Here is a 23,519-nt window from a genome sequence, read left to right as displayed (position 1 = left end):
GCAAATTTGCGCCCACTGAATTGGGTACCTGTTTGGATTCATCTCGTCACTTATAGGTTTAAAGACTTCTGCTGAATAAAGTTAAAAAACACATGGGGGACCATGTGTTTTTAAATGAGAACTGCCTTATCACTGCTCATTTTCTCGCCGCGAATGCGCTGGAATTCTTCAAGCAGTTTTTCAACCGTTAATTTCTGTTTTTGTTCTTCATTTGCTTGGAAAATTAGCTGGCCTTTGTCCATCATGATTAACCTGTTCCCGAGATCTAGTGCCTGCTGCATATTATGAGTGACCATCAAGGTCGTGAGCTGATAGGTTTGAACAATTTCTTTCGTTAGGGCGGTAATCAGCTCAGCACGCGCCGGATCAAGGGCTGCTGTGTGTTCATCAAGAAGTAGGATTTTCGGCTCAGTAAAGGTCGCCATCAATAGTGAGAGTGCCTGCCGTTCCCCACCAGATAATAAGCCAACCTTTGCTTGCAGACGGTTTTCCAATCCAAGATGAAGCGTTTCAAGTTTCTCCTGGAAGAAATCACGTCTATTTTTTGAAACTCCCTTTTTCAACCCGCGAGTTGTTGTTCTTGAAAAAGCAATCGCTAGGTTTTCTTCAATTGTCATGGCAGGAGCAGTTCCGGCCATTGGGTCCTGAAAGACCCGGCCGATCAATCTCGATCTTTTGTGCTCTTTAACCATTGTAACGTCTTTCCCGTCGATGATAACCTCACCTAAATCAGGAATCATCTTACCTGAAATGAGATTCATGAGTGTCGATTTTCCTGCCCCATTACTTCCGATCACGGTCATAAAATCCCCAGGTTTAAGATGCAAGTCCATATGATGAAGGGCGATTTTCTCATCAGGTGTGCCTTCATTAAAGATTTTATGAATCTGTTTTAATTGCAGCAAGATGTTCACCACTTTTCTCATATGCATTTTGTTTAGACTGGATGAGCCTCCGCTTTTTACGTTGATTCTCTCTTTGCTTTTCAATCATTTTCGGAAGGACGAGAGCGCAGATAACGATGACAGCTGTTATGAGCTTCATATCTCCTGTTTCAAGAAATTCAACCCTTAGTGCAAGAGTGACAATAATGCGATATAAAATGGCTCCGCCAACTACCGCTAGTGTCGCTCTCACAATCGTTTTTGCACCAAAAACAGCTTCCCCGATGATAACTGATGCGAGTCCGATAACAATCATCCCGATTCCCATCCCGACATCGCTAAACCCGTTATATTGCGCGACAAGAGCTCCGGAAAGAGCAACAAGTCCATTTGCAAGACCAAGACCGATAATCTTCAATAAATCTGTATCTGCAGAAAAGCTGCGGATCATTGTTTCGTTATTGCCAGTCGCTCTAAGAGCCAAACCAATATCTGTCTTTAGGAAAAGATCAATCATTACTTTAACAACCAAAGCTAGGATTAGCATAAGGATTAGGATTCCCCATGTTTTAGGGACAAAACCGGTAGCTGATAGCACTTGATCGAGGCCAAGACCTTGCCAAAATGCGGTTAATTTTGTGATGACTGTCTCTTCTGCTAAAAGAGGAACATTCGATTTCCCCATAATTCTTAAATTTATCGAGTACAAGGCGATCATCATCAGGATCCCCGACAGAAGGGGATTAATTTTCCCCTTCGTATGCAGAAGTCCGGTTACGCAACCTGCCGCAAACCCTGCTAACATAGCAGCAATTGTCGCAAGGAACGGATTTGCTCCTCCAACAATAAGAACTGCTGCTACCGATGCCCCAGTGACAAAACTCCCATCCACGGTGAGGTCAGGAAAATCAAGAATTCTGAATGACAGGTAAACGCCTAATGCCATTAAGGCGTAGATCGCACCTGCCTCTATTGAACCAAAGATGGCTGTAGGCATAAAACTCTTCCTTTCTTACTTTAGTGCGCCGCGATTTATTCGATAAACTCCGCGAGACTATTCCATTCGTCTTTCAATTCAATGTTCATTGCATTAGCTGCTTTTTTATTAATTACTAATTTTAGATTTTGTGGATATTGGACAGGAAGCTCTGACGGCTGTTTTTCCCCTTTTAAAATTTTCGCAGCCATTACACCTGCTTCATATCCAATGTCAGCATAGTCAAATCCGTAAGCAGCAAATCCGCCCCTTGCAACAGAATCCAATTCCCCAACAAATAGTGGCAGACCCTGATCATTTGAAACTTGAATAACTGATTCTAACGCAGAAACAACAGTGTTATCTGTAATTACATAGAATATATCTGCTTTACCGAGAAGCGATTCGGCAGCCTGTTTTACTTCTGCTGAAGTTGAGACCGTAGCTTCGACAAGTTTTAAGCTTGTATCTTTCATTGCTTCTTTGACGAGATTTATTTGGGCAACAGAGTTTTGTTCACCTGCATTATAAATAACACCAACTGTTTTTCCATTAAAGTTCTCATCCATGAATCTTACCGTATTAGGAATTGCATCTGGATGTGTATCGGTTGTTCCTGTAATATTTCCGCCTGGCTGCTCCATTGATGCAACAAGTTTTCCATCAACAGGATCTGTTACAGAAGTGAAGATAATTGGGATATCCTTTGTTGCATTTAAAGCCCCTTGTGCACTTGGCGTCGAATTAGCAAAGATTAAATCAACTTTATCGCCAACGAAATTATTCGCGATTGTTTGATTGTTATTCTGGTCCCCTTGTGCAATTTGAACATCATAACTTACTTCTAACCCTTCATCCTTCAATGCTTTTTTAAATCCTTCGAATGCCGCATCAAGTGAAGGATGCTCTACGATTTGAGTAACGCCAACTTTGTAGCTTTCAGCCTTTTTCTCAGCTGGTTCGCTTTTTTCTCCGCCACTTGTACTCTCATTTGTAGTTCCGCACCCGCTCAGGAATGCCACACTCATCAAACTTGTTGCAGCAAGAACTTTTAAAGTTTTCAAACTCTTAAACATGTTAACTCCCCCTCATCTATACTTAAACGCTTCTATGCTTCTATGCTTTTATTCATTAAATTATAAAGCTATCAATGTCTAAATTTCAAGTCTTTTTTACTATTTTCGAAAAATTTTCAATAAGAACTGTTATATGTAAATCTTTGGCTAATTTTAATCAGGTTAATCTAAAATACTATTTTAGTAGGTTTAAAGTTCAATAAGAACATGGCAATCACCATGTTCTTCTATTTCCCCTTAAATTCCGGCTTTCTTTTTTCTGCAAAAGCCGAAAGTGCCTCTAATCGATCTTCTGTAGGTATGATCACTTCATATGCTTTTCTCTCTATTTGCAGGCCTGTATGCAGGTCAACATTCATTCCTTGTTTTACGGCAAACTTGGCTTGTTGGAGTGCAAGCGGTCCATTGGCGAGCATTTGCTCCGCTAGCTCACAGCATTCTTTTAATAAATGATCTTTATCTGTGACCCTGTTCAATATTCCATAATCTAATGCTTCTTCTGAAGTTAATCTTTTAGCTGTTAAAATTAATTCCAGCGCTTTTGCCTGGCCAATCAATCTTGGCAGCCTTTGTGTGCCGCCAGCACCCGGAATGATTGCAAGGCTTGTTTCCGTTAGTCCCATCAAGATGCCTGAAACAGCAATCCGGAAATCGCATGATAAGGCTAGCTCCATTCCACCCCCAAAAGCAAAACCGTTGATGGCGGCAATTGTAGGCTGTGGCAGCTGATCGATCATTGAAAATACCTCGCCAATTTTATAAATATTTCTGCGAACATCTACTTCCGATAACGTTTTCCGCTCTTTTAAATCCGCCCCCACACTAAATGCCTTTTCACCAGATCCTATAAAAATAACAACCCGCACATCAGGATTCGTACGCAATTGTTCAACAGATGATTGGAGCTCGGTTAAAGTTTCATAGTTAAATGCATTCAATGCATCCGGGCGATTTAGCGTGACAACCGCAATATGCTCCTTTAATTCAACAACAATCGAACTCATCAGTTCCACTCCCTTTTGTTTGCTATACCATCCAAATTCGATAAAATACGTGAAAACCCTTTCAAGGGCAAAGAAAAGATTTCTTTCGGAGGCTGGGTTAAATAATTTTCGAATCCACATCAAAAAACCCCCATGTAAAACAAAAAGTTTTATATGGGGATTCATCTATTAATCTATATGATTAGTAACCTGATTTTCCCCCTTCCTGTTTTTTCATTGCTTGAAAATAGCCGTATGTTAACGAGCGCCATAGCCATTCTAATGGACCGAATCTAAAGCTTTTCAACCATATATAACTAAATAAAACCTGAAATATATAAATTCCAAGACAAATCAATGTACCAGTTACAAGGCTGACTTTGCCAAAAAAATGAAGTCCGAGGAAAATAAATGTTGAAATCACCGTCTGCGAAAGGTAATTTGTTAACGCCATTTGCCCTGTAAACCCGAGCGGGCGAAGCAGCTTTTGCCAAAGCTTTTTTCTTAGTAGTAATGTTAATGAAGACATATAGAAAAAGCATAACGGCAAACCGCTTAAACTTGTGAATAAAAAAAGAGCATTTTCTTGGTAAACGCCCAAATCTATAAGCCCTAACTTCATGATTGCTAATAAAATGACTAGTGGAATACTTAATAAAAGGGTTATCAACCAAATTTTCTTGATCTTAGGTAGATGCGGCGAATTAGGTTGGAAAATCCCAATTTTCCCTGCATAAAGCCCAAATAAAAACATGGCTAAAACAGTAATCAATACGAAAGGAAGCTCTATCGTAAGCGGGATAATTTCGGTATGAATGCGATAAGAAACCCAGTCTAAGTAGCTTGCATGTTCATACATATCTATATATTCAGCGATCTTACTTTCTTTATCTTGATCCATTGCTTGTATTTCTTTAATCGTAGAAGCAGGTAATAAAAACTGAGCACTGATCAGTGAATAAAAAACAAATAATAAACTAAAGGCCCAAGTAAGGATTGTCTTTGCTTTTCGCTTGTAGAACAAAAACAAGAAAAAGCCGGCTAAAGCGTACGTATGAAGAATGTCACCGAACCAAATAAAAATGAAATGGACGGCGCCAAACAATAATAAAACAGTAAGCCGCCTTGTAAACAGACGGTTAATTTTCAACCCTTTTTGTTCGGCACGGCTCATAAAAATGTAAAAGCCTAAACCGAATAAGAAGGAAAAAATCGTATAAAACTTTGTTTGAACAAACATTTGTAAAAAAAGATCAAGCCAATAATCCATACCGGTATATTCTGGATTCCGCACCATAAAAGCTGGTGAATGAAAAGCAGGCATATTGACTAAAAATATGCCAAGCAAAGCAAAACCACGAATAATGTCTATCGTTAATATTCTTTCTTGTATAGAAATAGGTGCGGATTTCATATCGTTCATCTCCTTTTAGTATCAATTTTACTGTAAATCGAGCTGAGCTTGTGCAAATATAAATATCCGGGCAAATACAAAAAAATAGAGCGTTAAATCTAGCATGATTTAACACTCTATAAGCTTTATTAATAAGGTTTCGTCCATTTTATCAGAACTGCTCATTTTATATCTGAATGCATTCACTTTACAATGCCTTCGCTTTTTCAACCCAATCTAGAAAATTATCCATTACCGTATTTAAAAAGTTGACTGTAGGTTCGTGAATTAGTTTTCCAGATTCATCGAATTTCTCGTGAATTGCCCCGATAAAGACTTCATTTCCCGGTAAAGTAAGTGCTGAAACACCTGGGGAATTCAAGATTTGCCGCAGATGAATTTGAGCACGGACTGTACCTAAGGCACCTGGTGTACCGCCGACAACCATCACTGGTTTTTTCACCATAACTTTATCGACTCTTGAAAACCAGTCAAGCGCATTTTTTAACACACCAGGAATCGAGTGATTATATTCGGGTGTAGCAATAATCATCCCTTCACTCGCAGAAATTTTACTTTTGATAGTATTAACAATGTCAGGTGGTGAAAGTTCTTTATCTTCGTTATACATTGGAAGCTCATCAATAGGAAGAATTTCAATCTCTACTTTATTATGAAAGTGAATCTTCATAAAAGAAACAAGCTTTTTATTAAAGGATTGTTCGCGATTACTACCTACAATTGCGACTATTTTCATTAAAATACCTCCATGCTTTTACAATTTTGTCCAACGATTTATATTCTACATTAAGTGCTGCTCTAATCAAAAATCAAAAGTCTTATTAGATAACATTTCTGTTGGTATATGTAAAAAAAGAGCTGTTAGCATTCACTGCTCTTTCTTTATCTAAATTACTATCATTTTAATTATTCAGCTTCTGAAACGAGAGTAAAGCGTTCATTAATATGCTGGGGATTTTCAATTTCGTCAAGAACAGCGATAGCATAATCTGCATAACTTACATAGCTTTCGCCTTTTGCATTCACGATTAGATTGTCTTTTCCTTTTTGATATGAACCCGTTCTTTTCCCTTCTGGATTAAAGAATGCCGCAGGGCTGATAAACGTCCATTTAATTCCACTTGTATTTTGTAAATCCTGTAAATTTTCCCCTTGGTTTGAAGCTGTTGCAAAATATTCTTTCGGGAACTCAGGAGTATCAATCAAACGTGTTGTTTTCGCTTCATCAACAAACAGACTGCCTGCACCACCTACGACGATTAATCTTGTTTCGGGAGCTCCCTTAACAGCTTCAATTAACGCTGCTCCTGCCTCCACATGAAGATGCTCTTCTCCTGCGGGTGCGCCAAATGCATTTACTACAACATCAAACGGCTTTAGGTCATCTGCACTTAGTTCAAATACGTCTTTTTCTAGAACAGTTACATTTTTATCAGTTAATTTTGAAGCATTTCTGACCATAGCCGTTACCTGGTGTCCTCGATCCATTGCTTCTTTCAATATTAGATTTCCAGCTTTTCCAGTTGCTCCAATAACCCCGATTTTCATAAAATTACCTCCAGTAAATTGTTTAATATATTCTCTTAGACGAAAGGCTAGGCTTCCCTTTTTGAGTGTGTTTTACTTTTTCCTAAATATCTTTTCCGATACCATTCCCTTTAATTACGAACTGCCGCAATCGTAACCACCTCAGTTACAACAGATGTAAAAAAAATTGAATGATATTATCCAATTTTTTGATTTAATACTTTGACTAGCTCCCCCATAGTAACCTCATTCAACACGGTTTCCATTGCTTCTTGAGCACGCAGTAAAATTAATTCAAGAACTGCCTCAAGATTAGCTCCTACAGGACAATTCGGATTTGGCTTTTCATGAAATTGAAAAAGTTCTCCTTCTTCAACAACTTCTACAGCTCGGTAAACGTCAAGTAAGGTGATTTCTTCCAAAGGCTTTTTTAGTGTAGCTCCACCTGCTCCTCGTCGAACTTCAATGAATCCCGCATTTTTCAGTTTTCCCATTACTCTTCGAATGACCACTGGATTTGTATTTACACTCCCTGCAATCCATTCTGAAGTACAATGCGCATTACTTTGTATGGTTACGAGAGATAATATATGAACAGCTACAGTAAAGCGACTGCTGATTTTCATATGTTGCAACCTCCTGATGTAATCATTATAGTTACATCGAGTAGAATTTGTCAATATTCTTTTCTAGTGCTTTCCAATATCGATAACTATGGCTAACAATTACAGCCAGTGGCTTATTATTACAAAAGACCCCAGTAGGTATCTCCTTACTGGGGTTTTGATAAGCACTCAATTTTCTATTTTCTGAAGTCTTTCTGCTACTTCTTCATCTGTTAGTCCGTGTTGAGCAACATACCGATTTCTAGGGTGCGTTCGACATTCATGTGAGCAGCTGCGTAAATATTTATGTTCGTTATCTTCTGAGCTGAGAATTTTTTTATTACATTCCGGATTAGCACAATTCACATACCGTTCACAAGGCTCCCCTGAAAAGTAATCTCTCCCGACAACAACATGCTCCTTTTGATTAACAGGAACGCCGATCCTTTCATCAAAAACATAGAGCTGACCGTCCCAAAGCTGCCCCTGAACTTCTGGATCCTTACCGTACGTTACAATTCCACCGTGCAGCTGTGCAACGTCTTCGAAACCTTCTTTAAGCAGCCAACCTGAGAATTTCTCACAACGAATTCCTCCGGTACAATAAGTGATGATCTTTTTGTCTTCTAACACATCTTTATTGTCTCTCACCCATTGCGGTAAATCGCGGAAATTGCGAATATCTGGTCTGATTGCCCCTCTAAAATGGCCTAAATCATACTCATAATCATTTCTTGCATCTAATACAATAGTATCCTCATCCTGTAATCTTTCATAAAACTCGTTCGGATTTAAATACTTTCCCGTAAGTTCGTTCGGGTTCACATCATCTTCTAATCTTAGGGTTACAAGCTCTTTTCGATGACGAACCTTCATTTTCTTAAAAGCATGCTCGTCCGCCTCATCAATTTTAAAAACCATATCGGCAAAACGAGGGTCCTGTTTCATCACTTCCGTATATTGATTTGTTTGTTCCACTGTTCCAGAAACAGTACCATTGATCCCTTCGGCTGCAACAAGAATTCGGCCTTTTAAGCCAATCTCATTACACAAATCCAAATGCTCCTTGGCAAACTCCTCTGGGTTCTCAATGGGAACATACATATAATACAACAATACTCTGTAAGGCTTTTGATTCATTACTTTTCTGCCACCTATCGATTTATATTTCAAGATATAAATGTATATAGGGTTATTTGATTATACACTTTATTCTTTCTGAATCATTATATCAAAAGGGACCGAATTTTTTAACGTATCAGCTCAAAAAAACATTCCTTTTTCTTGAAATTCCTTTGCATCTTTTATGATTTAATATACTCATCGCTGACTAAAATATCCGAAATAACTTCCGACGGGATTACAAACTCAACAACCCCCATATAACCCGGCGCTACCTCATATTTATCAAAGGAAATAACTAATTTCCCATCATTGTTAATATAGAAATTTTGATTCATATCTATAGACTCGAACGGTTCTATCGGATCCTCTAAGCCGGCATCCAAAACCCAATAAATTTTATTATCGTCCGCCTTCATTTGCTCTCGCATCTGTTCTTTAATATTGTCACTAATAAGACTAATATAATGATCATCTTTAAATAACATCGGTAAACTCAATAATATTTGGTTTTTCTTATCAATCGTGTCATATTTCATGATTGTAGAAGAAGACCCTACAGTTTGTACAACATACCTGCCAATGGATAAGATCCTATCATTGTCGGTTTTTACCTCATATCCACTATGAACACCTAAATGGCCCCCACCATTGCTTTCCAGATCCTCCATATCAGATAAAAACTCATCATAAAGGGCTTTACTTTCTTTTAAATAGCTTTCGTTTAGGCTTTTTGCAAGATCCTTATTTTCTAAATCCGATACTGCAGGCACTTTTATGTCTGCTTCGTACTGTTCTTCTTCAACTTTAAATTCTGTAAAAGTAAGTACCTTCACAACACTTCCAACTACCGGTATGTCTGCTAATGCATTCGCCATTGCCGGACTTGTATTGATGCCTGCTGTAAATAGGACAGCGGCTGCAGCAACTCCTACAAGCCATTTATTTTTTGGGGATTTTTTCTTCCCTTGCTTTAATGCTTTTTCTACGACAAAATTCAGTTTGTCAGGAATCGGTATATTATTATAATCATTTTTCAATTTTTCAAGTTTTTTATCCATCCTATTTAACTCCCTCAATAATTTCATCTTTTATTTCTATACGTAATAATTTTAGCGCCTTATACAAACGTGTTTTTATCGTGCTTACATTTCCTCCCAAGACGTCGGCAACTTCTTCAATTTTCATATCTTCAAAATACCGGAGAACAATGATACTTCGGTACTCTGGGGGTAATTGTTCTAACGCTCGTTCTAAGTCAAGGTTCTCGTAATGATCTTCTTTACCAGAACTGATTAACTCCATCGTCTCAGAATCGACAATACTTACCCTCTTTTGCTTTCTTAAAAAATCTAAAGAAGTATTCACGACAATTCTGTAAAACCAACTTTTAATCATTTTCAGATCTTGAAGTGAATCGATGGAGATTATCGCTTTATGAATCGAGTCCTGCACAATATCTAAAGCATCCTCTGAATTTTTCACATAACTATAAGCAAGCCGATAAAAGTTTTCTTTGTTTTCCCTAACAAACTCCGTAAAAATATCCTCTGATTTCATCTTTCTCATCTTTCCCATTACACAAAAAGGCTCCTTTTTGGCTGATAAATTGTATACACATAATAGACGCACAAGCATGTATAAAAAGTTTTATATTCTTTTGCTCCTAGTATTTTCAGAAAACACCAACTTTAGAAAAACTTTAATAAAACTAATTGGTGTTTTTCGCGTAAAGCAAGGGACTTCCGCCATGTGGAAATCCCTCTAAACTCATTCATCTCTCGTTGTATTTTTTTAATTGCATAGTTGAAACTATTAATGAAACACATCTTAATTTTCACCAATTTTAGGAGGTGACTAACCATGGAGAAACAAAAAAAGCAACATAGAAAAGCTGCTATAGAGAGGCGTGAGGAAATGCAATCAAATAATGAGATAGCTAACAGAGGAAACGGGCAGCCGCTGCCCCAACCTAAAGATTACGAGGAAATCGAGTATTAAAAATATGAAAGAATCCCTTTACCGATATTTTATTGACTAGCTGATTTATAATAAGGAAAAAACCGGGCAAAAACCGCCCGGTCCTGTTTTGCGAATTATCAATTCTTACACTATAATTTCTTTTTCTGTAACAGGTAGAACCTTTTTCTTACTTGTTTCTGGAATTTCAAACAGATGCGGATGAAAAAGGGCAGCTAGTATCTCAATCCCATCTACTAATGTGGTACTTGGTCTTGTAAAGTAATCTGCATCAGCAAGATATACTGCCCTGTTCTTTACTGCAGTCAAATCGCTCCATCCCGGTTTATTTGTTAGTTGGCCTAGTTCCTGTATCGATCGTCCTACCTGAAAACCACAAGGCGCAATGACCAATACTTCCGGATCATATTGTTGTACTTTTTCCCAAGGGGTGACAACTGAGTAACCTGCTGGATTGGACAACATATCCACTCCACCTGCCAATGCGATTTGATCAGGAATCCAATGCCCACAATTATAAATGGGATCTAGCCACTCCATAATCATCACTCTTTTTGGTTCTACTTGATGTTCACGAAGTTTGTCTGTAATCGCACGTACTCTCTTTTGTAATTCAGCTAAGTAATCAAGACCAACCTTTTCTTCACCTAGCTCCATTGCAATTGTTAGTGCATTCTGATATACATCACGAAGCCTACGCGGTATTAATGGTACCACTTTTGGTTGCTTTTTTAGAGATCCAATTGCTCTTTGAACAACAGATGTGCTAATTTGACACACATCACATACATCTTGAGTAAACACAAGGTCTGGTTCAATCGCTGTTAATAATTCCATATCTACATAATATAAGCTTTTTCCCATATTTGATGATTCAGTAAATATAGTCTCAATCTCTGCACTTGAATAGGTTTTTCCCTCGAGTTGAGTGCGAACAACTTTTGGTTTATCCGATGGACATTCAAACGTAACTCCATTCAGATGTCTTTCTAGTCCCATTTCATATATCATATTTGTAGCGGCGGGTAAAAATGAGCATACCTTCATTTAGATAGCCTCCTCCGTTTATAGTCTATTACTAAATTAATCTATTTCCATTTTTTAGTCAACGGCATATTAGCTCCCTGCAATTGACTTCTTTACTTCTTATTAAATACGCTCCTTCCTATCAATTGTAAAGAATTCCAATAGTAGAAATTAGGAAGAGTCCCTCTCAATTTGAGAAGGACTCTTTTTTTCCAAACAAAAAGTAGACCGGAAAAGCGGTTTGCTTACTGTGCGACTTAATTTTAGTATCTTGTTATATCCATCGGCAATGAACCAGCAGCAAAGCCCACGAACATGAATCGACCATTTCCTGTATTACGCATGCCATGAATTTGGTTCGGTTTGGCTAATAAGACCATTCCCTTTCTAATCGGGATTTCATTATCCAGGTCTGGGAAATAGGTTCCTTCCCCTTCTACGCACACCCACATATCATCGACATTCGAATGGGAGTGTAAATACACTTCCTGTCCTGGTTCAAGACACCATACTGCCCCAACAGTTTTATCTGTTTCATAGAAATAGTTCTTTTGCGGTTCGTTCGGATCAAATTTTGCTATCTTATCAATTTCAAAGACTCTTTCTGCCTTTATCCCCTCAATGCTTACCATAGTCGCTTTCTCTTCCACCTCTATGCACCTCTTTTATTTAGGCTATTTTCGCATATATTGTTGTTTTTAAGCCTTAATATTTTGCCCGTTGATTTCCGCTGCGGGCACTTGCTTTCCACGGGGAGGGACGGAAGCCTCCTCGGCGTTACCGCCTGTGGGGTCTCCCGCTTCCCTCTATTCCCGCTGGAGTCAAGTGCCCTCCGCTCCAATCAACTCAGATTATTAAATAAAAATCACATTATAAAAACAACAAACTTTACGAAAACAGCCTTTATTTAATTTCTTGAATCAAAGACTTTTTTATAATTCCGCATCTCGATTACAATCTTTAGAGTAAACATAGGTTAAATTTTCTCTTCCTACAGCATATGCTGCCTGGTGTACGTATGGGCCCATGAAAATATAATCACCTTTCTTCACTGGAACCCACTTATTATCCAGATTATACATTCCTTCTCCTGAAAGTAGATAGGCGCCGTGTTCTTGGACATGTGTTTCGATAAATGGATGAGATGCTGCGGGATCAAAGGAAAGAATATGAAAATTCATATCAAAATCAATATCCGCAGGCAATAAATCTTTAATATTGACATTGTGCATGTCATCATAATTCCTGAATTCAATATGGTTGGCGTGATTTGAATAAACCCACGGCTTCCGTCCTTCAAGAGGGCGATATTTTTGCTTATAAAGGAATAGTTTCGAATCTCCATCCCCAAGGTTTTCTAAATACATTTTTATTCCTGGCGGACAGTATAAATAACCACTTTCTTCAAGAACAAACTCTTGTTCACCTGCAGCAGCTTTTATTTTACCTTCAATGACATAGACGAATGTCTCTACGTCAGCTTGCCCCCCAAACCCCTCACTATTTTTTCCGCCATTTTTCATTGTCACAACATAATCGACAAAGCTTGCTCCAAGCTTAGGTGAACCTAAAATCGAAATAATACAATTCTCGAATCCTGGAATCACATTATTCACTAATCCTTCTGGTGCGATTAATGCATATTTACCATGCTCAATTATTGATCTGCTTGATAATAAATCTTTTGGATAACCCATCTTTTAAACTCTCCTTTTTTATCGTTATTCTTTGTATGCTAATTCATATAAAGTGCCAATCAATGCTTTAACCCCTTCGGCCAAGTCGGCAGGCTCTGTGTATTCTGCAGGATTATGGCTAATGCCTTTTCGGCTTGGAACAAACAACATGGCTGCCGGAATTGTTTTGGCGAAAATTTGCGCATCATGCCCTGCTCCGCTATGCATTAACTTAAAATTCAAACTATTTTTCTTACATTGCTTTTCAATGACTTCCACGATTTTTGAATCCATTGGAACTGGATCGGCATCCAGCCACATATCGATGGATATTTCTACTCCATGTTCCCTCGAAACCTCTCTTATTTTCCCCGTAAATAATTCAGTAAACTGAACAATCGCATGTTTGTCAGTATGACGCACATCAACAGTAAAAATGACTTTTCCCGGCACAACATTAACGATATTTGGCGTTATCTCCATTTTCCCGACTGTTGCCACAAGCGGATCACCTTGTTGCTTCGCTAAACGAATGATTTCATAAATCATATGACTAGCAGCATAGACAGCATCTTTACGATATCCCATCGGCGTTGTGCCTGCGTGGTTCGCTTCACCAGTTACTTTAATAGTAAAACGCCTTTGTCCGACAATGCTTTGTACAATTCCGACCGATTTCTTTTCAGTCTCTAGGACATTGCCCTGTTCGACATGGATTTCTATGAAAGCCTTCAAGTCCTGACGCGGAGCTTTTGATTCATCCCTGAAAGCAAACCCAGATCCTTTCATTGCTTCTACAAAAGAAACGCCATTAAAATCCGAAAGCGTTTCTACATCTTTTCGGCTTGCAGTACCAACAACATTCTTTGAACCCCAGAAGGCATAAGGAAAACGACTGCCTTCTTCCTCTGCCAATGACACTATTTCAAGATTTCGCTTCGGTTGTCCATAATGATTCTTCAGATATTTTGTCGCAAGGACACCTGCCACGATTCCGTATTGACCGTCATATATTCCGCCATTTGTTACGGTATCAATATGAGATCCAGTAAGGATCGTTTCCCTTGTGTCTTTCCCTTTTAATATTCCGCTCAGATTTCCGATTTCGTCAAATTGTACTTCAAGTCCTTCGTTTTCCATCCAGCGTTTCAAAGCCTGCTGGGCTTCAAGCCATTCTTTCGAATAAAGCAAGCGGGAAACTCCTCCCACTGGATCTTTTCCAAAGCCGCCCAACCAGTTGAGCCTATCTACGATCTCTTCTGCTAAATTTTCAATTTCAAGATCCTCATCACAATTAATCAAGCCTTCCATTTCCATCATTCCCCCTTAAATTATCCCCATATTACTTATTTGTGATATTGCGGGCATAATTCGTTCGAATTGGAATCTATTAAGCTTCTAATTTAGATATTAAGCGTTTTCACTTCGTTAGTCATTATAAGCAATCGACAAAATCACTATTATTTTTTGTTCACACTGAATAAAATTATGTGAATATTACCTAATATTAGATTATTTGTAACCCTGGGCTTCCAACCCCTATTAACATCGCAAGTTCATACAAGTATTTAGGCAACTTCTCTATGAAAGAAGTTGCCTAAATCATAATATATTTATAGATTTACAGTTTCTCCTGCTTTTTTATACGTCACTAATTGACCTAGAGGCTCCCCTACAATCCCTTGATTTAGCTCAAATACTAGATTTCCACGAACAAATGTCTTCGTTACCCGGCAGTTTATTTTTCTGCCAATGTACGGGCTATGCTGGTGGCGATAATAAAGGTCCTCTTCCTTAACTACATAAGCCTGGCTGGCATCAACAAGAATAATATCAGCATCTTTTGATACAGCGATTTCCCCTTTATTACGAATATTAAATCGCTTAGCCGGGTTCGTAGCAATCATCCGTACAAAATCAGTTACTGGGACATTGCGTTTTAAAACCGCCTCATCAAACATTAAATCTACGTTGTTTTGACAGCCAGAAATTCCTCCCCATACTTCAAAAATATTATTTGTCTCACTATATTTCATGTCAGGCGGACATGGCGAATGGTCTGATGTTAACATATCAATCTTGCCATCAATTAATTTACTCCACAGCTTTTCTTGTTCTTCTTCGCTGCGAAGCGGGGGCGAACATTTTGCAACCGGGCCAATCTTTTCGAATTGGGCAGTCGTAATCGTAAAATAGTGAGGACAAGATTCAAGGGTTACATCCTGACCTTCGTTTCTGGCTTTAATAATTACATCTACTGCTTCTGCTGTGCTTATGTGTACGAAATGGAGCTTACAGCCCGTTTCTCTAGCTATATATAATGCTCGTTTTACGGCATCTACCTCTGTAAAAACAGGGCGGGAGGCAACATAATCTGTAGCTGTTAGCTTGCCTAGTTTAACCATCTCCTCACCTAAACGGTCTGTAATAATCGCATTCTCGGCATGGATTGAAAGTATATGCCCTAATTTTGCTAGCTTCTCCATTCCTGCATAAAGAGTATAGTCATCTACATTTTTGAAATCATTCGGAATATCTGTACCACAAGTGGACATAAAACATTTGTAAGCTACGACTCCCTCTTCTGAAAGCTCTTCAAGATTATCGAGATTTCTCGGAACTAGTCCGCCATAAAATGCATAATCAACATAGTTCTTTCCTTTGGCAGCCTCGAGCTTTGATCGCAGCGATTCTCTATCTACAGTTGCAGGAAGGGCATTTAATGGCATATCCACATAGCTTGTTGTGCCTCCTGCAGCCAATGCCTTAGTTCCTGTAACAAAACCTTCCCATTCTGTTCGGCCAGGCTCACAAATGTGAACATGAGTATCGATCATGCCAGGCATCACATATTGTCCTTCCGCATTTACGATCTGTTTCGCTACATTGCTAATTGTTTCAGCGATGGCAGAAATTTTTCCATCCTTTATTGCAATATCAACGTTTCTTACTTCGTCGCTAAAAACAACTTTGCCGCCTTTAATTATTAGGTCATATATCATCGAATTTCCTCCCTAAAATAAATTATTATAACAAATAGGAATATTCTGATTTTGATTCCCGTAACTGCCCCAGCTATTCTAGTTTGCACATGGAAGCCTTGAAAAAAATTTCATTGTAGTGGATGATCAAAAAACATCCACTCCTTTATCTTTAACTCATAGATTTGATTGCATCAACGGGTTTACATTTATTTTTCAAAAATCGTGCCCTTTTTGAATTTTGAATCTTTAAATGCAAACTTCATTAAAAGAATATATGCAATACCTGCCACAACAACGCCGATAATCCATGCCAACTCCACTTTTAGAAAGGCGGCACCGGCGCCGATAAGCATCGCAAGCATTGCGGCAGGATTATATCCGGCAAATGGACCATCTTCCTTGTACAAATCTGCAACATTGACTTTTTGCTTTCTCAATATATAATATTCGATTAATAAAATAGAAACAATCGGGCCTAAAAATGCGGAATAAATAAGAATGAACATACCAAGACCCTTTGCCGAAGAATCCTGTACAAGTACCCAAGGGAATGAGCATAACCCAAGCAGCCCGGTTATGGTAACAGCAACTTTATATTTCATTTTTGTAAGCAATGTAATCACATAGGTCGGTGGAATAATATTGGCAACCATGTTTACTGCAATCGCACCCATAACAATAAATGCGGAAACAAAGAATGTAATATAAGAGTTATCTACCACTACTGCAAATGCCTTCACAGGATTAGAGATTCCGGTTGCGGAAGCAAGCATTGCACCGATTCCAAGTACGAAGCCGTACGCTATTAAAATAGGCGAAAAATACAAAAACCCGCGTTTTGCGTCACTAATACCAGATTTGAGCTCTCTTGAATAGTCCGCAGCGCTTAAAAAGATCCCCGCATAATTTCCCATAAACATCATGATGAATGCAAAGAACGGCAAGCCCCATGTGCCTTTTGCATGAACCCATTTTTCTGCAATAACAGCGCTATGGGATGTTAGAAGAACGCCAAATACATAGAGAAGCGCTAGCATTATAACAATAGATACAAGCGTTTCTACCCATTTGATGGCATGGAAGCCGTACAGCGAAAGCCCAATTTGCACCAGCTGAAGCAGTACAAAGCAAATGGCAACACTGTCAAAGGCACCGCCCGTAATAATCTTCGCAATTTCATTTAATGCAGTACCGCCAATCCAGCTTTGAAAACCGTACCAAACGACGGCGGGGATACCGCGCAATAGTGATGATATGATGGAGCCTTTCAGCCCGAAGGACATTCTGAGCTGTACAACATATGGGATTCCCGTTCTGTATCCAAGTCTGTCGTTTAAAGCAAAAATAGTTGAAATGATACCAATTGCTATGATAGCTGCGGCAAATGTTTGAAAGAGGTTTAGCGTTGCAATTCCCGCCACAACCAAACTAGCTCCAAGCGTCATATTTCCTAAATTAACGCCGTCTCCAATCCACATAAAAATATAGTCTCTCTGTCCTACCGTCCTACCCTCATCAGTTTTCGGATTAAGCGATTCATCCACACCCGTATCATGTTGGATCTGCGTCTCTGTTGGAACGTAACTTTCTATATTAGACATTGTACACCCAACTCCTTTTTTCATTGTTTGCAGGATTTCTTCTGACAATGATATTGCATTGGTTTAATGTTAAATAATAGGATTCCCTCCCCATTCAAAGATTGATGATGAATTACGACCACTGCTAACCAAGTTAAAAATGTAAAAAGTGTACGATTAAATTAGGGTATCTAAGATCGTTTGAATATAAGTATATTAAATTCCATAATTTAATTTTACACTTTTCTGATTTTTCACTTAATTATAAAAAGATTGTAAACGTTACCATAAATAATGTCATTATCTACTATAGACGAATTTAAATATTCCCCCTATTCAAAGTGAACAAAACATAAGGTATCAGCGGGTTTTTTAAACAATTTTAATACTCCATTTTTCCCCTATATCCAGGAAGCCCATTTATTACTTTTGGGGAATATTTTTACTTATTTACAAACTAAAAGGGTATTCACTAGTTGTGAATACCCTTCTGCCTTAATCATCATCGTTTTATTTACTAGTGCTAACTGCCAAAGCTTTTCCTTCGTAAATATCAAGTGCGGCTTGAACTGCTTCACCCGCGTTGACCTTTCCACCGTGGCGATAAATCGATGCCTCAAGTGCAGCTAAAACTTTTAAAATATTTTCTTTTCGGCAGCTGAAGCCCATTGAGCCGATTCGCCATATTTTCCCTGCAAGTGATCCGAAGGTGCTGGCAATCTCTACTCCAAACTCTTTAACCATTGTAGAACGGACTTCATCCCCGTTCACCCCTTCAGGAATATTCACACAAGTAACAACCGGCATTTTATAACGTGAATCTCCAAATAGAGTAAGCCCCATCGCCCTAAGGCCAGCTACAAGCGCATTCTCGTGCAATTTATGTCGATCGAATCGATTTTGCAAACCTTCTTCATGAATAATGCGTAAACCTTCCCTAAGTGCATATAACATTGATGTTGCCTCCGTATGATGATTTAGACGTTTTGGGCTCCAATATTCCTGAATTTGACTTAAATCAAAATAGTTACTTTGAATTCTTCTAGGATTACTAGAAGTAATATCAAGGCCCTGTTCTATTTTTCTCCGTTCAAGAAGGATTTTTTCAATTCTTTCATTATAAGTAATCGGGGCCATACCAGTTGGTACCCCTAAACATTTTTGGGTGCCAGTAATAGCTGCATCAATATTCCACTCATCTGTTCTAAAATCTGTTCCAGCTATTGTAGCAACAGCATCAACAACAAATAAAACATCGTTATCGTGACAGAATTTGCCGATTATATCTAACGGCTGCATAATACCCGTTGAAGTCTCTCCATGTACAAGCGCTACAATTTTCGGATTCACTTTCCTAATTTCAGCAATAATCTCTTCCTCTTCAAAAGCCGTTCCCCATTCGCATTCAATCGTAGAAACGTCTGCGCCACAGCGGTAAGCAATCTCTGCTAGCAAATGGCCGAACCGTCCAAAGATAGGTACTAAAACTTTATCCCCGGGCTCAATGATGGAGCATAGAACTGCTTCACTTCCAGAGCGTGCTGTGCCATCAATTGTATAAGCCCAATGATTTTTCGTTTGGAATAACTTCCTCAACAATTCCATTGTTTCATCCATAATTCCTAGAAACTCCTGGTCAAATTGCCCGATTATCGGAATTGTCATTGCACGAAGCACACGAGGCTCTGCTTCAACCGGGCCTGGTGTCATTAGCGTTCGTAAAGAGGGATTTAGTTCGTGTAACATATTAATACACCCTTTCTTTATCAATTATAAAAAAATTCATAAAATTAGTTCCATTAAAGATCATTTCTATTTACAATTGATTGTAAGGAAATTAGCAATCGAAATCATTATTCGAAATAAACAATTTGCAACACCAATATTGTACAATTGAAACAATTAATAACGTATAGACTTGACCGACTCCCAAAAAAATGTCCAAAAAAGATGAATTAGAGGTGTGTGATGAAAAAGGTTGAAGATTTACTTTTCGTAGATGTGTTCCAAGAGGCAAAAATTATCGCTGGACATGCCGGGCTAGGCAGAGAAGTTGAATCAATTGAGATATCAGAAACACCCGATGTCGTCCACTTTTTAGCTGAAAACTCCCTATTATTAACAACAGGTTACGCCTTTAAAGACAACCCTCCTGCACTTTGCGAACTCATTTTGCAAATTAATGAACGTCCATGTGCAGGGATTGCGATAAAACTCAAAAGATTTATTGATCAAATCCCACAAGAGGTTATCGACTTAGCTAACAAATTAGAATTCCCCATTATCCAAATTCCGGAGTCATTAACATTAGGTACGGTTGCTCACCAATTATTAAGCTTTATTTGGGATAACAAAATTGAAGAGTTATTTTATGCAATTCATATGCACAAGAAATTTACAACTATGATGATAAAGGGCTATAATTTGCAATCCTTAATCGAAAACCTCGGATCCTTATTAAAATGTCCTGTCCTTCTGCTAGATCCTATTGGCGATGTTACTTCTTTTTCCCACCATTTTCACACGGAAAATATGAAAATGGTAATGTTAAAAGCGGAGGAACTCTTTAAAGATAATATTGGTACATATCGTGAAAAAAATAGTCTTTCAATTGCCAACCCAAGTGCACAGAATGCAGACATTACCATAAAAATATTCCAAGTGAAAACGATGCATCCCTATCCATACTTGCTAATCATTTTTAGTCCTGAGAAGCTTCCATACCCTTCTTCACAATTAGCAATTGAGCAAGCATCCACGGTCATTTCTTTCACACTGCTTAAAAACGAAGCGATTAGAGAAAACAGTCGATTGTTAGAAAATAATTTTTTCGCTTCCCTTGTTGATGGAAACATTTCTAACAAACAAGAAATTATTCATAGGGGAAAGCAGCATGGATTAATAGAAAACTTAAATTATGTTTGCATCGTTTGTAAGATTGATGACGTTAAGCAAAACACCCTACAGCAAAGTACAGATAATTTGAATGGATTGTATGATTATTTGTACACATTTTTAAAAAATGATGATAATAATATCGTTTTTATGAAGGATTCTTATTTTGTTATTTTAATGCAATCACCAACGAATATTCATGATCAATTAAAAAGCTCTATAGAAGATAGGCTGGAGAGATTTCAGCATGAGGCGTATTCGAATTTAAAAGTTTCGCTTTCATTCGGTGTTGGCAGCTTTTTTAATGACGTTACCTTGATCCCGGTTACATATGCAGAGGCAGTGGAAGCTTGGGAACAGGGCGCAGAATTGTATCAATACAAATTCATTAACTTCTACGAAGCAAAGCAATTAAAAGAATTAATTCGATTAATTCCCGAGGAAAATCTACTTAAATTTTATGAAAATACTTTGCGCTCTCTTTCCTATCCGAAAAATAAAGATGAGGAGGACTTAATTAATACCTTAATTGTATATCTGGATAATAATTGTGAAATTGCGATAACATCTAGAAAACTATATGTTCACCGTAATACCGTTAAATATCGAATTGCCAAATGTGAAGAGATTTTGGGTTATTCCATCCATGATTCACAAAATTCACTTCATTTACGTATGGCTTTACTCATGCGTTCAATTTTTACTAGACCGCAATAATTCAATAAGAAAAACAGCTCTCCAAAGGAAGGATAAAGCTGTTTTTTCTTATTACTCATCAAGTATCTGCCTCAAATTAGTAAATTAAATTAACAAAATCCTCTCTCGTTACATTTCCAAAATAATGATTAATTTCTATATCTCCCAGAGCCTTTTCGATCTCAGACTTTTCATAGCGTATACCTATAAGCTTGTTTTCGATATCACTTACATCACCAACACCAAAAAAGTCACCGTAGATTTTACAATTTTCGATTTGTCCTTTCGTCACATCAAGTCTGATATCAATTTGGCCAACAGGGAAACGATGGGAGTGCTGCAAATTAAAGTTCGGAGATTTCCCGTAATTCCAATCCCAGTTTTGATATCTTTCTTTCGATAGCTGATGAATGTTCTCCCAATCTTCCTCAGTGAGCTCGTACTCCTGAATTTCATTTATTTCACTAAAAATATTCTTCAATAATAAAGCCCGAAACTCTTCAATCGTAATTTTTTCAGTTAAAAACTCAGAAATATTGGCTACACGGCTGCGAATTGATTTAATTCCTTTCGATTCAATTTTATCCTTTTTCACTCTTAAAGCAGAAACGACGCTATCAATTTCTGAATCAAAAAGAAGGGTTCCGTGGCTAAACATTCTTCCTTTTGTGGAAAATTGGGCATTTCCGGAAATCTTTCTTCCTTCAGCGATAATATCGTTACGACCGCTTAACTCTGCTTTTACACCGAGTTTTTCCAGCGCGGCGATCACAGGCTCAGTGAACTTCCTGAAATTGTGAAAACTCTCCCCATCATCCTTCGTAATAAAACTGAAGTTTAAATTTCCTAAATCATGATAAACCGCACCACCGCCTGAAAGCCGGCGAACGACATGTATACCCTTGCCCTCTACATATTCCGTATTAATTTCTTCAACCGTATTCTGGTTTTTCCCAATGATAATAGATGGCTCATTTATGTAAAAAAGCAAATATGTTTTACTAATATCTAAATTTTTTAATACGTATTCTTCGATCGCAAGGTTAATTCTTGGATCGGTGATTCCTTTGTTATCGATAAATAACATCTGGTTCACTCCTTAAAATGTATGGGACCACTGATAGGCTGCAAGAGAGACAGGCCCTTTATATATTCGTGCGGCTTCTTCCTTTAACTGTTCAAGGTTGCCGTAATGCGGCAAATGCGTTATGAGAAGATTTTTTACATTTGCTTTTTCCGCCAATGTTCCTGCATCAAGACTTGTCATATGTCCTGCACCTTTTCCATTCTGATTCCCATAAAAATTACATTCACATACTAATAAATCAGCACCTGCACTAAAAGGAACGAATTCTTCCTTATATGATGTATCTGCAGTGTAGACAAGGGATTTTCCCTCAACTTCAAATCTCATGGCAAAGCAGGGGACAGGATGATCCGTCTGTAAAAATTGTACCTTAAAAGGACCAATTGTTAAAGGTTGATCAGGCTGATAGGCGATACCCATTGTAATGTTTTTATAAGTTAACTTTGAAAATTCCAGTTCATCGCTAGCATGGCCATAGATCGGAAGGCATTCCATTTCTTTCCCTAAAAACCCTTGAATAAGCCTCGCGTGTTGCAACACACCGATGTCAGCAATATGGTCTGGATGATAATGGGAAAGAATTACACTATTTAATTGTTCAGGCTGTAAAAAATTTTGCATTTTCGATAGAACAGCACTTCCACAGTCAATGAGCAATTGAAATCCCTCATGCTCTAGTAAATAGCCAGAGCTAGCCTCATTTGCCTTCGAATAGCCGCCCCAGCAGCCAATTACTGTTAATTTCATTCTATTTCCTCCTCCTAGAAACAAAAACATCTTATTCATATAGCGCTGTTAAACGATATTGTTGGTCTGGTCGCGGGTTCGATTTACCTTCCGAGAGGCGGGTTTTGCATTCACAAAAAAGGCTCTCTCCGACGTCAGGATGTACAAGTGCCGATGTTGCCACAGGACGTGGCGTTTTTAATCGGCCAGGCAAAAGCCCCCCGCTAATTTGCATTTATCAACATTGTTCATTAACAAAGCCATTCATTTAAATATAATCAA

General features: G+C 38.2%; 22 protein-coding genes. 2 read left to right on the top strand and 20 right to left on the bottom strand.

Annotated elements, in window-relative coordinates:
• Positions 1 to 110: 110 nt before the first annotated feature.
• From BGM26_RS00160 to BGM26_RS00110, 11 genes are all read right to left on the bottom strand, one after another.
• Complete coding sequence (locus BGM26_RS00160) at positions 111 to 905, bottom strand: ABC transporter ATP-binding protein (RefSeq protein ID WP_217037715.1); 795 nt, start codon at positions 903 to 905, stop codon at positions 111 to 113.
• Entirely contained in the window at positions 880 to 1,881 is a 1,002-nt protein-coding gene (locus tag BGM26_RS00155; RefSeq protein WP_217037714.1) for an ABC transporter permease, read from the bottom strand. Before BGM26_RS00155 ends, BGM26_RS00160 begins: the two co-directional genes overlap by 26 nt.
• Before the next feature lie 35 nt (positions 1,882 to 1,916).
• Positions 1,917 to 2,936 carry an ABC transporter substrate-binding protein gene (locus BGM26_RS00150; protein WP_217037713.1) on the bottom strand — a complete coding sequence of 340 codons (1,020 nt, stop codon included), beginning with the start codon at positions 2,934 to 2,936 and terminating at the stop codon, positions 1,917 to 1,919.
• Between the two features lie 227 nt (positions 2,937 to 3,163).
• The gene (locus tag BGM26_RS00145; RefSeq protein WP_217040569.1) at positions 3,164 to 3,940 is read right to left on the bottom strand and encodes an enoyl-CoA hydratase-related protein; all 777 of its coding nucleotides are present in this window, start codon (positions 3,938 to 3,940) and stop codon (positions 3,164 to 3,166) included.
• 181 nt (positions 3,941 to 4,121) lie between these two features.
• Entirely contained in the window at positions 4,122 to 5,333 is a 1,212-nt protein-coding gene (locus BGM26_RS00140; protein ID WP_217037712.1) for a DUF418 domain-containing protein, read from the bottom strand.
• Between the two features lie 187 nt (positions 5,334 to 5,520).
• On the bottom strand, positions 5,521 to 6,069 hold the full coding sequence (locus BGM26_RS00135) for an NADPH-dependent FMN reductase (RefSeq protein WP_217037711.1): 549 nt from the start codon (positions 6,067 to 6,069) through the stop codon (positions 5,521 to 5,523).
• 170 nt (positions 6,070 to 6,239) lie between these two features.
• Complete coding sequence (locus tag BGM26_RS00130; protein ID WP_217037710.1) at positions 6,240 to 6,881, bottom strand: NAD(P)-dependent oxidoreductase; 642 nt, start codon at positions 6,879 to 6,881, stop codon at positions 6,240 to 6,242.
• Positions 6,882 to 7,057: 176 nt separating this feature from the next.
• On the bottom strand, positions 7,058 to 7,486 hold the full coding sequence (locus tag BGM26_RS00125; protein WP_217037709.1) for an Rrf2 family transcriptional regulator: 429 nt from the start codon (positions 7,484 to 7,486) through the stop codon (positions 7,058 to 7,060).
• A gap of 168 nt (positions 7,487 to 7,654) precedes the next feature.
• Positions 7,655 to 8,605, bottom strand: a complete 951-nt coding sequence (gene trhO / locus BGM26_RS00120) for an oxygen-dependent tRNA uridine(34) hydroxylase TrhO (RefSeq protein ID WP_217037708.1) — start codon at positions 8,603 to 8,605, stop codon at positions 7,655 to 7,657.
• Positions 8,606 to 8,769: 164 nt separating this feature from the next.
• Positions 8,770 to 9,648 carry an anti-sigma-V factor RsiV gene (gene rsiV / locus BGM26_RS00115; protein ID WP_217037707.1) on the bottom strand — a complete coding sequence of 293 codons (879 nt, stop codon included), beginning with the start codon at positions 9,646 to 9,648 and terminating at the stop codon, positions 8,770 to 8,772.
• Between the two features lies 1 nt (position 9,649).
• Entirely contained in the window at positions 9,650 to 10,156 is a 507-nt protein-coding gene (locus BGM26_RS00110) for an RNA polymerase sigma factor SigV (protein ID WP_217040568.1), read from the bottom strand.
• Between the two features lie 294 nt (positions 10,157 to 10,450).
• Between BGM26_RS00110 and BGM26_RS00105 the strand changes: the two genes are divergently transcribed.
• The gene (locus tag BGM26_RS00105; protein ID WP_217037706.1) at positions 10,451 to 10,588 is read left to right on the top strand and encodes a hypothetical protein; all 138 of its coding nucleotides are present in this window, start codon (positions 10,451 to 10,453) and stop codon (positions 10,586 to 10,588) included.
• 105 nt (positions 10,589 to 10,693) lie between these two features.
• On the opposite strand, the gene BGM26_RS00100 is transcribed toward BGM26_RS00105, so the two are convergent.
• The 7 genes from BGM26_RS00100 to BGM26_RS00070 all read right to left on the bottom strand — a co-directional run bounded on the left by BGM26_RS00100 (position 10,694) and on the right by BGM26_RS00070 (position 19,579).
• Complete coding sequence (locus tag BGM26_RS00100; protein ID WP_217037705.1) at positions 10,694 to 11,614, bottom strand: ABC transporter substrate-binding protein; 921 nt, start codon at positions 11,612 to 11,614, stop codon at positions 10,694 to 10,696.
• A 242-nt stretch (positions 11,615 to 11,856) separates the two neighbouring features.
• A complete protein-coding gene (locus BGM26_RS00095; RefSeq protein WP_367949251.1) occupies positions 11,857 to 12,243 on the bottom strand; it encodes a cupin domain-containing protein in 387 nt (128 codons plus the stop codon).
• Between the two features lie 282 nt (positions 12,244 to 12,525).
• The gene (gene allE / locus BGM26_RS00090) at positions 12,526 to 13,290 is read right to left on the bottom strand and encodes a (S)-ureidoglycine aminohydrolase (RefSeq protein ID WP_217037704.1); all 765 of its coding nucleotides are present in this window, start codon (positions 13,288 to 13,290) and stop codon (positions 12,526 to 12,528) included.
• Between the two features lie 24 nt (positions 13,291 to 13,314).
• Positions 13,315 to 14,580 (bottom strand): allantoate deiminase, encoded by a 1,266-nt coding sequence (allC, locus tag BGM26_RS00085; protein ID WP_217037703.1) that lies wholly within the window; start codon positions 14,578 to 14,580, stop codon positions 13,315 to 13,317.
• Positions 14,581 to 14,882: 302 nt separating this feature from the next.
• Positions 14,883 to 16,271, bottom strand: a complete 1,389-nt coding sequence (allB, locus tag BGM26_RS00080; protein ID WP_217037702.1) for an allantoinase AllB — start codon at positions 16,269 to 16,271, stop codon at positions 14,883 to 14,885.
• A gap of 188 nt (positions 16,272 to 16,459) precedes the next feature.
• Positions 16,460 to 17,854 carry an NCS1 family transporter gene (locus BGM26_RS00075; protein ID WP_217037701.1) on the bottom strand — a complete coding sequence of 465 codons (1,395 nt, stop codon included), beginning with the start codon at positions 17,852 to 17,854 and terminating at the stop codon, positions 16,460 to 16,462.
• Positions 17,855 to 18,343: 489 nt separating this feature from the next.
• Positions 18,344 to 19,579: a pyridoxal-phosphate-dependent aminotransferase family protein gene (locus BGM26_RS00070; RefSeq protein WP_217037700.1), complete on the bottom strand. Its 1,236-nt coding sequence runs from the start codon at positions 19,577 to 19,579 to the stop codon at positions 18,344 to 18,346.
• Positions 19,580 to 19,801: 222 nt separating this feature from the next.
• On the opposite strand from BGM26_RS00070, the gene BGM26_RS00065 reads away from it, so the two are divergent.
• Positions 19,802 to 21,445: a PucR family transcriptional regulator gene (locus BGM26_RS00065; RefSeq protein WP_217037699.1), complete on the top strand. Its 1,644-nt coding sequence runs from the start codon at positions 19,802 to 19,804 to the stop codon at positions 21,443 to 21,445.
• A 76-nt stretch (positions 21,446 to 21,521) separates the two neighbouring features.
• Here the strand turns inward: BGM26_RS00065 and lplA are convergent, their stop codons facing one another.
• Both lplA and BGM26_RS00055 read right to left on the bottom strand, forming a co-directional pair.
• A complete protein-coding gene (gene lplA / locus BGM26_RS00060) occupies positions 21,522 to 22,511 on the bottom strand; it encodes a lipoate--protein ligase (protein ID WP_217037698.1) in 990 nt (329 codons plus the stop codon).
• Between the two features lie 12 nt (positions 22,512 to 22,523).
• Positions 22,524 to 23,258, bottom strand: coding sequence for an MBL fold metallo-hydrolase (locus BGM26_RS00055; RefSeq protein WP_217037697.1), 735 nt, complete (start codon positions 23,256 to 23,258; stop codon positions 22,524 to 22,526).
• Positions 23,259 to 23,519: the final 261 nt, after the last annotated feature.

Origin of the sequence: Bacillus sp. FJAT-29790, from assembly GCF_019039215.1 — a bacterium.
Classification (GTDB): domain Bacteria; phylum Bacillota; class Bacilli; order Bacillales; family Cytobacillaceae; genus Cytobacillus.
This window is presented reverse-complemented; position numbering and strand designations above follow the sequence as displayed.

Bases quoted from the DNA above. Each gene is read 5' to 3' on its own strand.
- BGM26_RS00065 (WP_217037699.1), top strand. From the start codon at position 19,802: ATGAAAAAGGTTGAAGATTTACTTTTCGTAGATGTGTTCCAAGAGGCA.
- allB (WP_217037702.1), bottom strand. From the start codon at position 16,271: ATGATATATGACCTAATAATTAAAGGCGGCAAAGTTGTTTTTAGCGAC.
- BGM26_RS00070 (WP_217037700.1), bottom strand. From the start codon at position 19,579: ATGTTACACGAACTAAATCCCTCTTTACGAACGCTAATGACACCAGGC.
- trhO (WP_217037708.1), bottom strand. From the start codon at position 8,605: ATGAATCAAAAGCCTTACAGAGTATTGTTGTATTATATGTATGTTCCC.
- lplA (WP_217037698.1), bottom strand. From the start codon at position 22,511: ATGTTATTTATCGATAACAAAGGAATCACCGATCCAAGAATTAACCTT.
- BGM26_RS00155 (WP_217037714.1), bottom strand. From the start codon at position 1,881: ATGCCTACAGCCATCTTTGGTTCAATAGAGGCAGGTGCGATCTACGCC.
- BGM26_RS00125 (WP_217037709.1), bottom strand. From the start codon at position 7,486: ATGAAAATCAGCAGTCGCTTTACTGTAGCTGTTCATATATTATCTCTC.
- BGM26_RS00135 (WP_217037711.1), bottom strand. From the start codon at position 6,069: ATGAAAATAGTCGCAATTGTAGGTAGTAATCGCGAACAATCCTTTAAT.
- BGM26_RS00145 (WP_217040569.1), bottom strand. From the start codon at position 3,940: ATGAGTTCGATTGTTGTTGAATTAAAGGAGCATATTGCGGTTGTCACG.
- BGM26_RS00075 (WP_217037701.1), bottom strand. From the start codon at position 17,854: ATGTCTAATATAGAAAGTTACGTTCCAACAGAGACGCAGATCCAACAT.
- allC (WP_217037703.1), bottom strand. From the start codon at position 14,580: ATGGAAGGCTTGATTAATTGTGATGAGGATCTTGAAATTGAAAATTTA.
- BGM26_RS00140 (WP_217037712.1), bottom strand. From the start codon at position 5,333: ATGAAATCCGCACCTATTTCTATACAAGAAAGAATATTAACGATAGAC.
- BGM26_RS00110 (WP_217040568.1), bottom strand. From the start codon at position 10,156: ATGAGAAAGATGAAATCAGAGGATATTTTTACGGAGTTTGTTAGGGAA.
- BGM26_RS00130 (WP_217037710.1), bottom strand. From the start codon at position 6,881: ATGAAAATCGGGGTTATTGGAGCAACTGGAAAAGCTGGAAATCTAATA.
- allE (WP_217037704.1), bottom strand. From the start codon at position 13,290: ATGGGTTATCCAAAAGATTTATTATCAAGCAGATCAATAATTGAGCAT.
- rsiV (WP_217037707.1), bottom strand. From the start codon at position 9,648: ATGGATAAAAAACTTGAAAAATTGAAAAATGATTATAATAATATACCG.
- BGM26_RS00150 (WP_217037713.1), bottom strand. From the start codon at position 2,936: ATGTTTAAGAGTTTGAAAACTTTAAAAGTTCTTGCTGCAACAAGTTTG.
- BGM26_RS00100 (WP_217037705.1), bottom strand. From the start codon at position 11,614: ATGAAGGTATGCTCATTTTTACCCGCCGCTACAAATATGATATATGAA.
- BGM26_RS00055 (WP_217037697.1), bottom strand. From the start codon at position 23,258: ATGAAATTAACAGTAATTGGCTGCTGGGGCGGCTATTCGAAGGCAAAT.
- BGM26_RS00105 (WP_217037706.1), top strand. From the start codon at position 10,451: ATGGAGAAACAAAAAAAGCAACATAGAAAAGCTGCTATAGAGAGGCGT.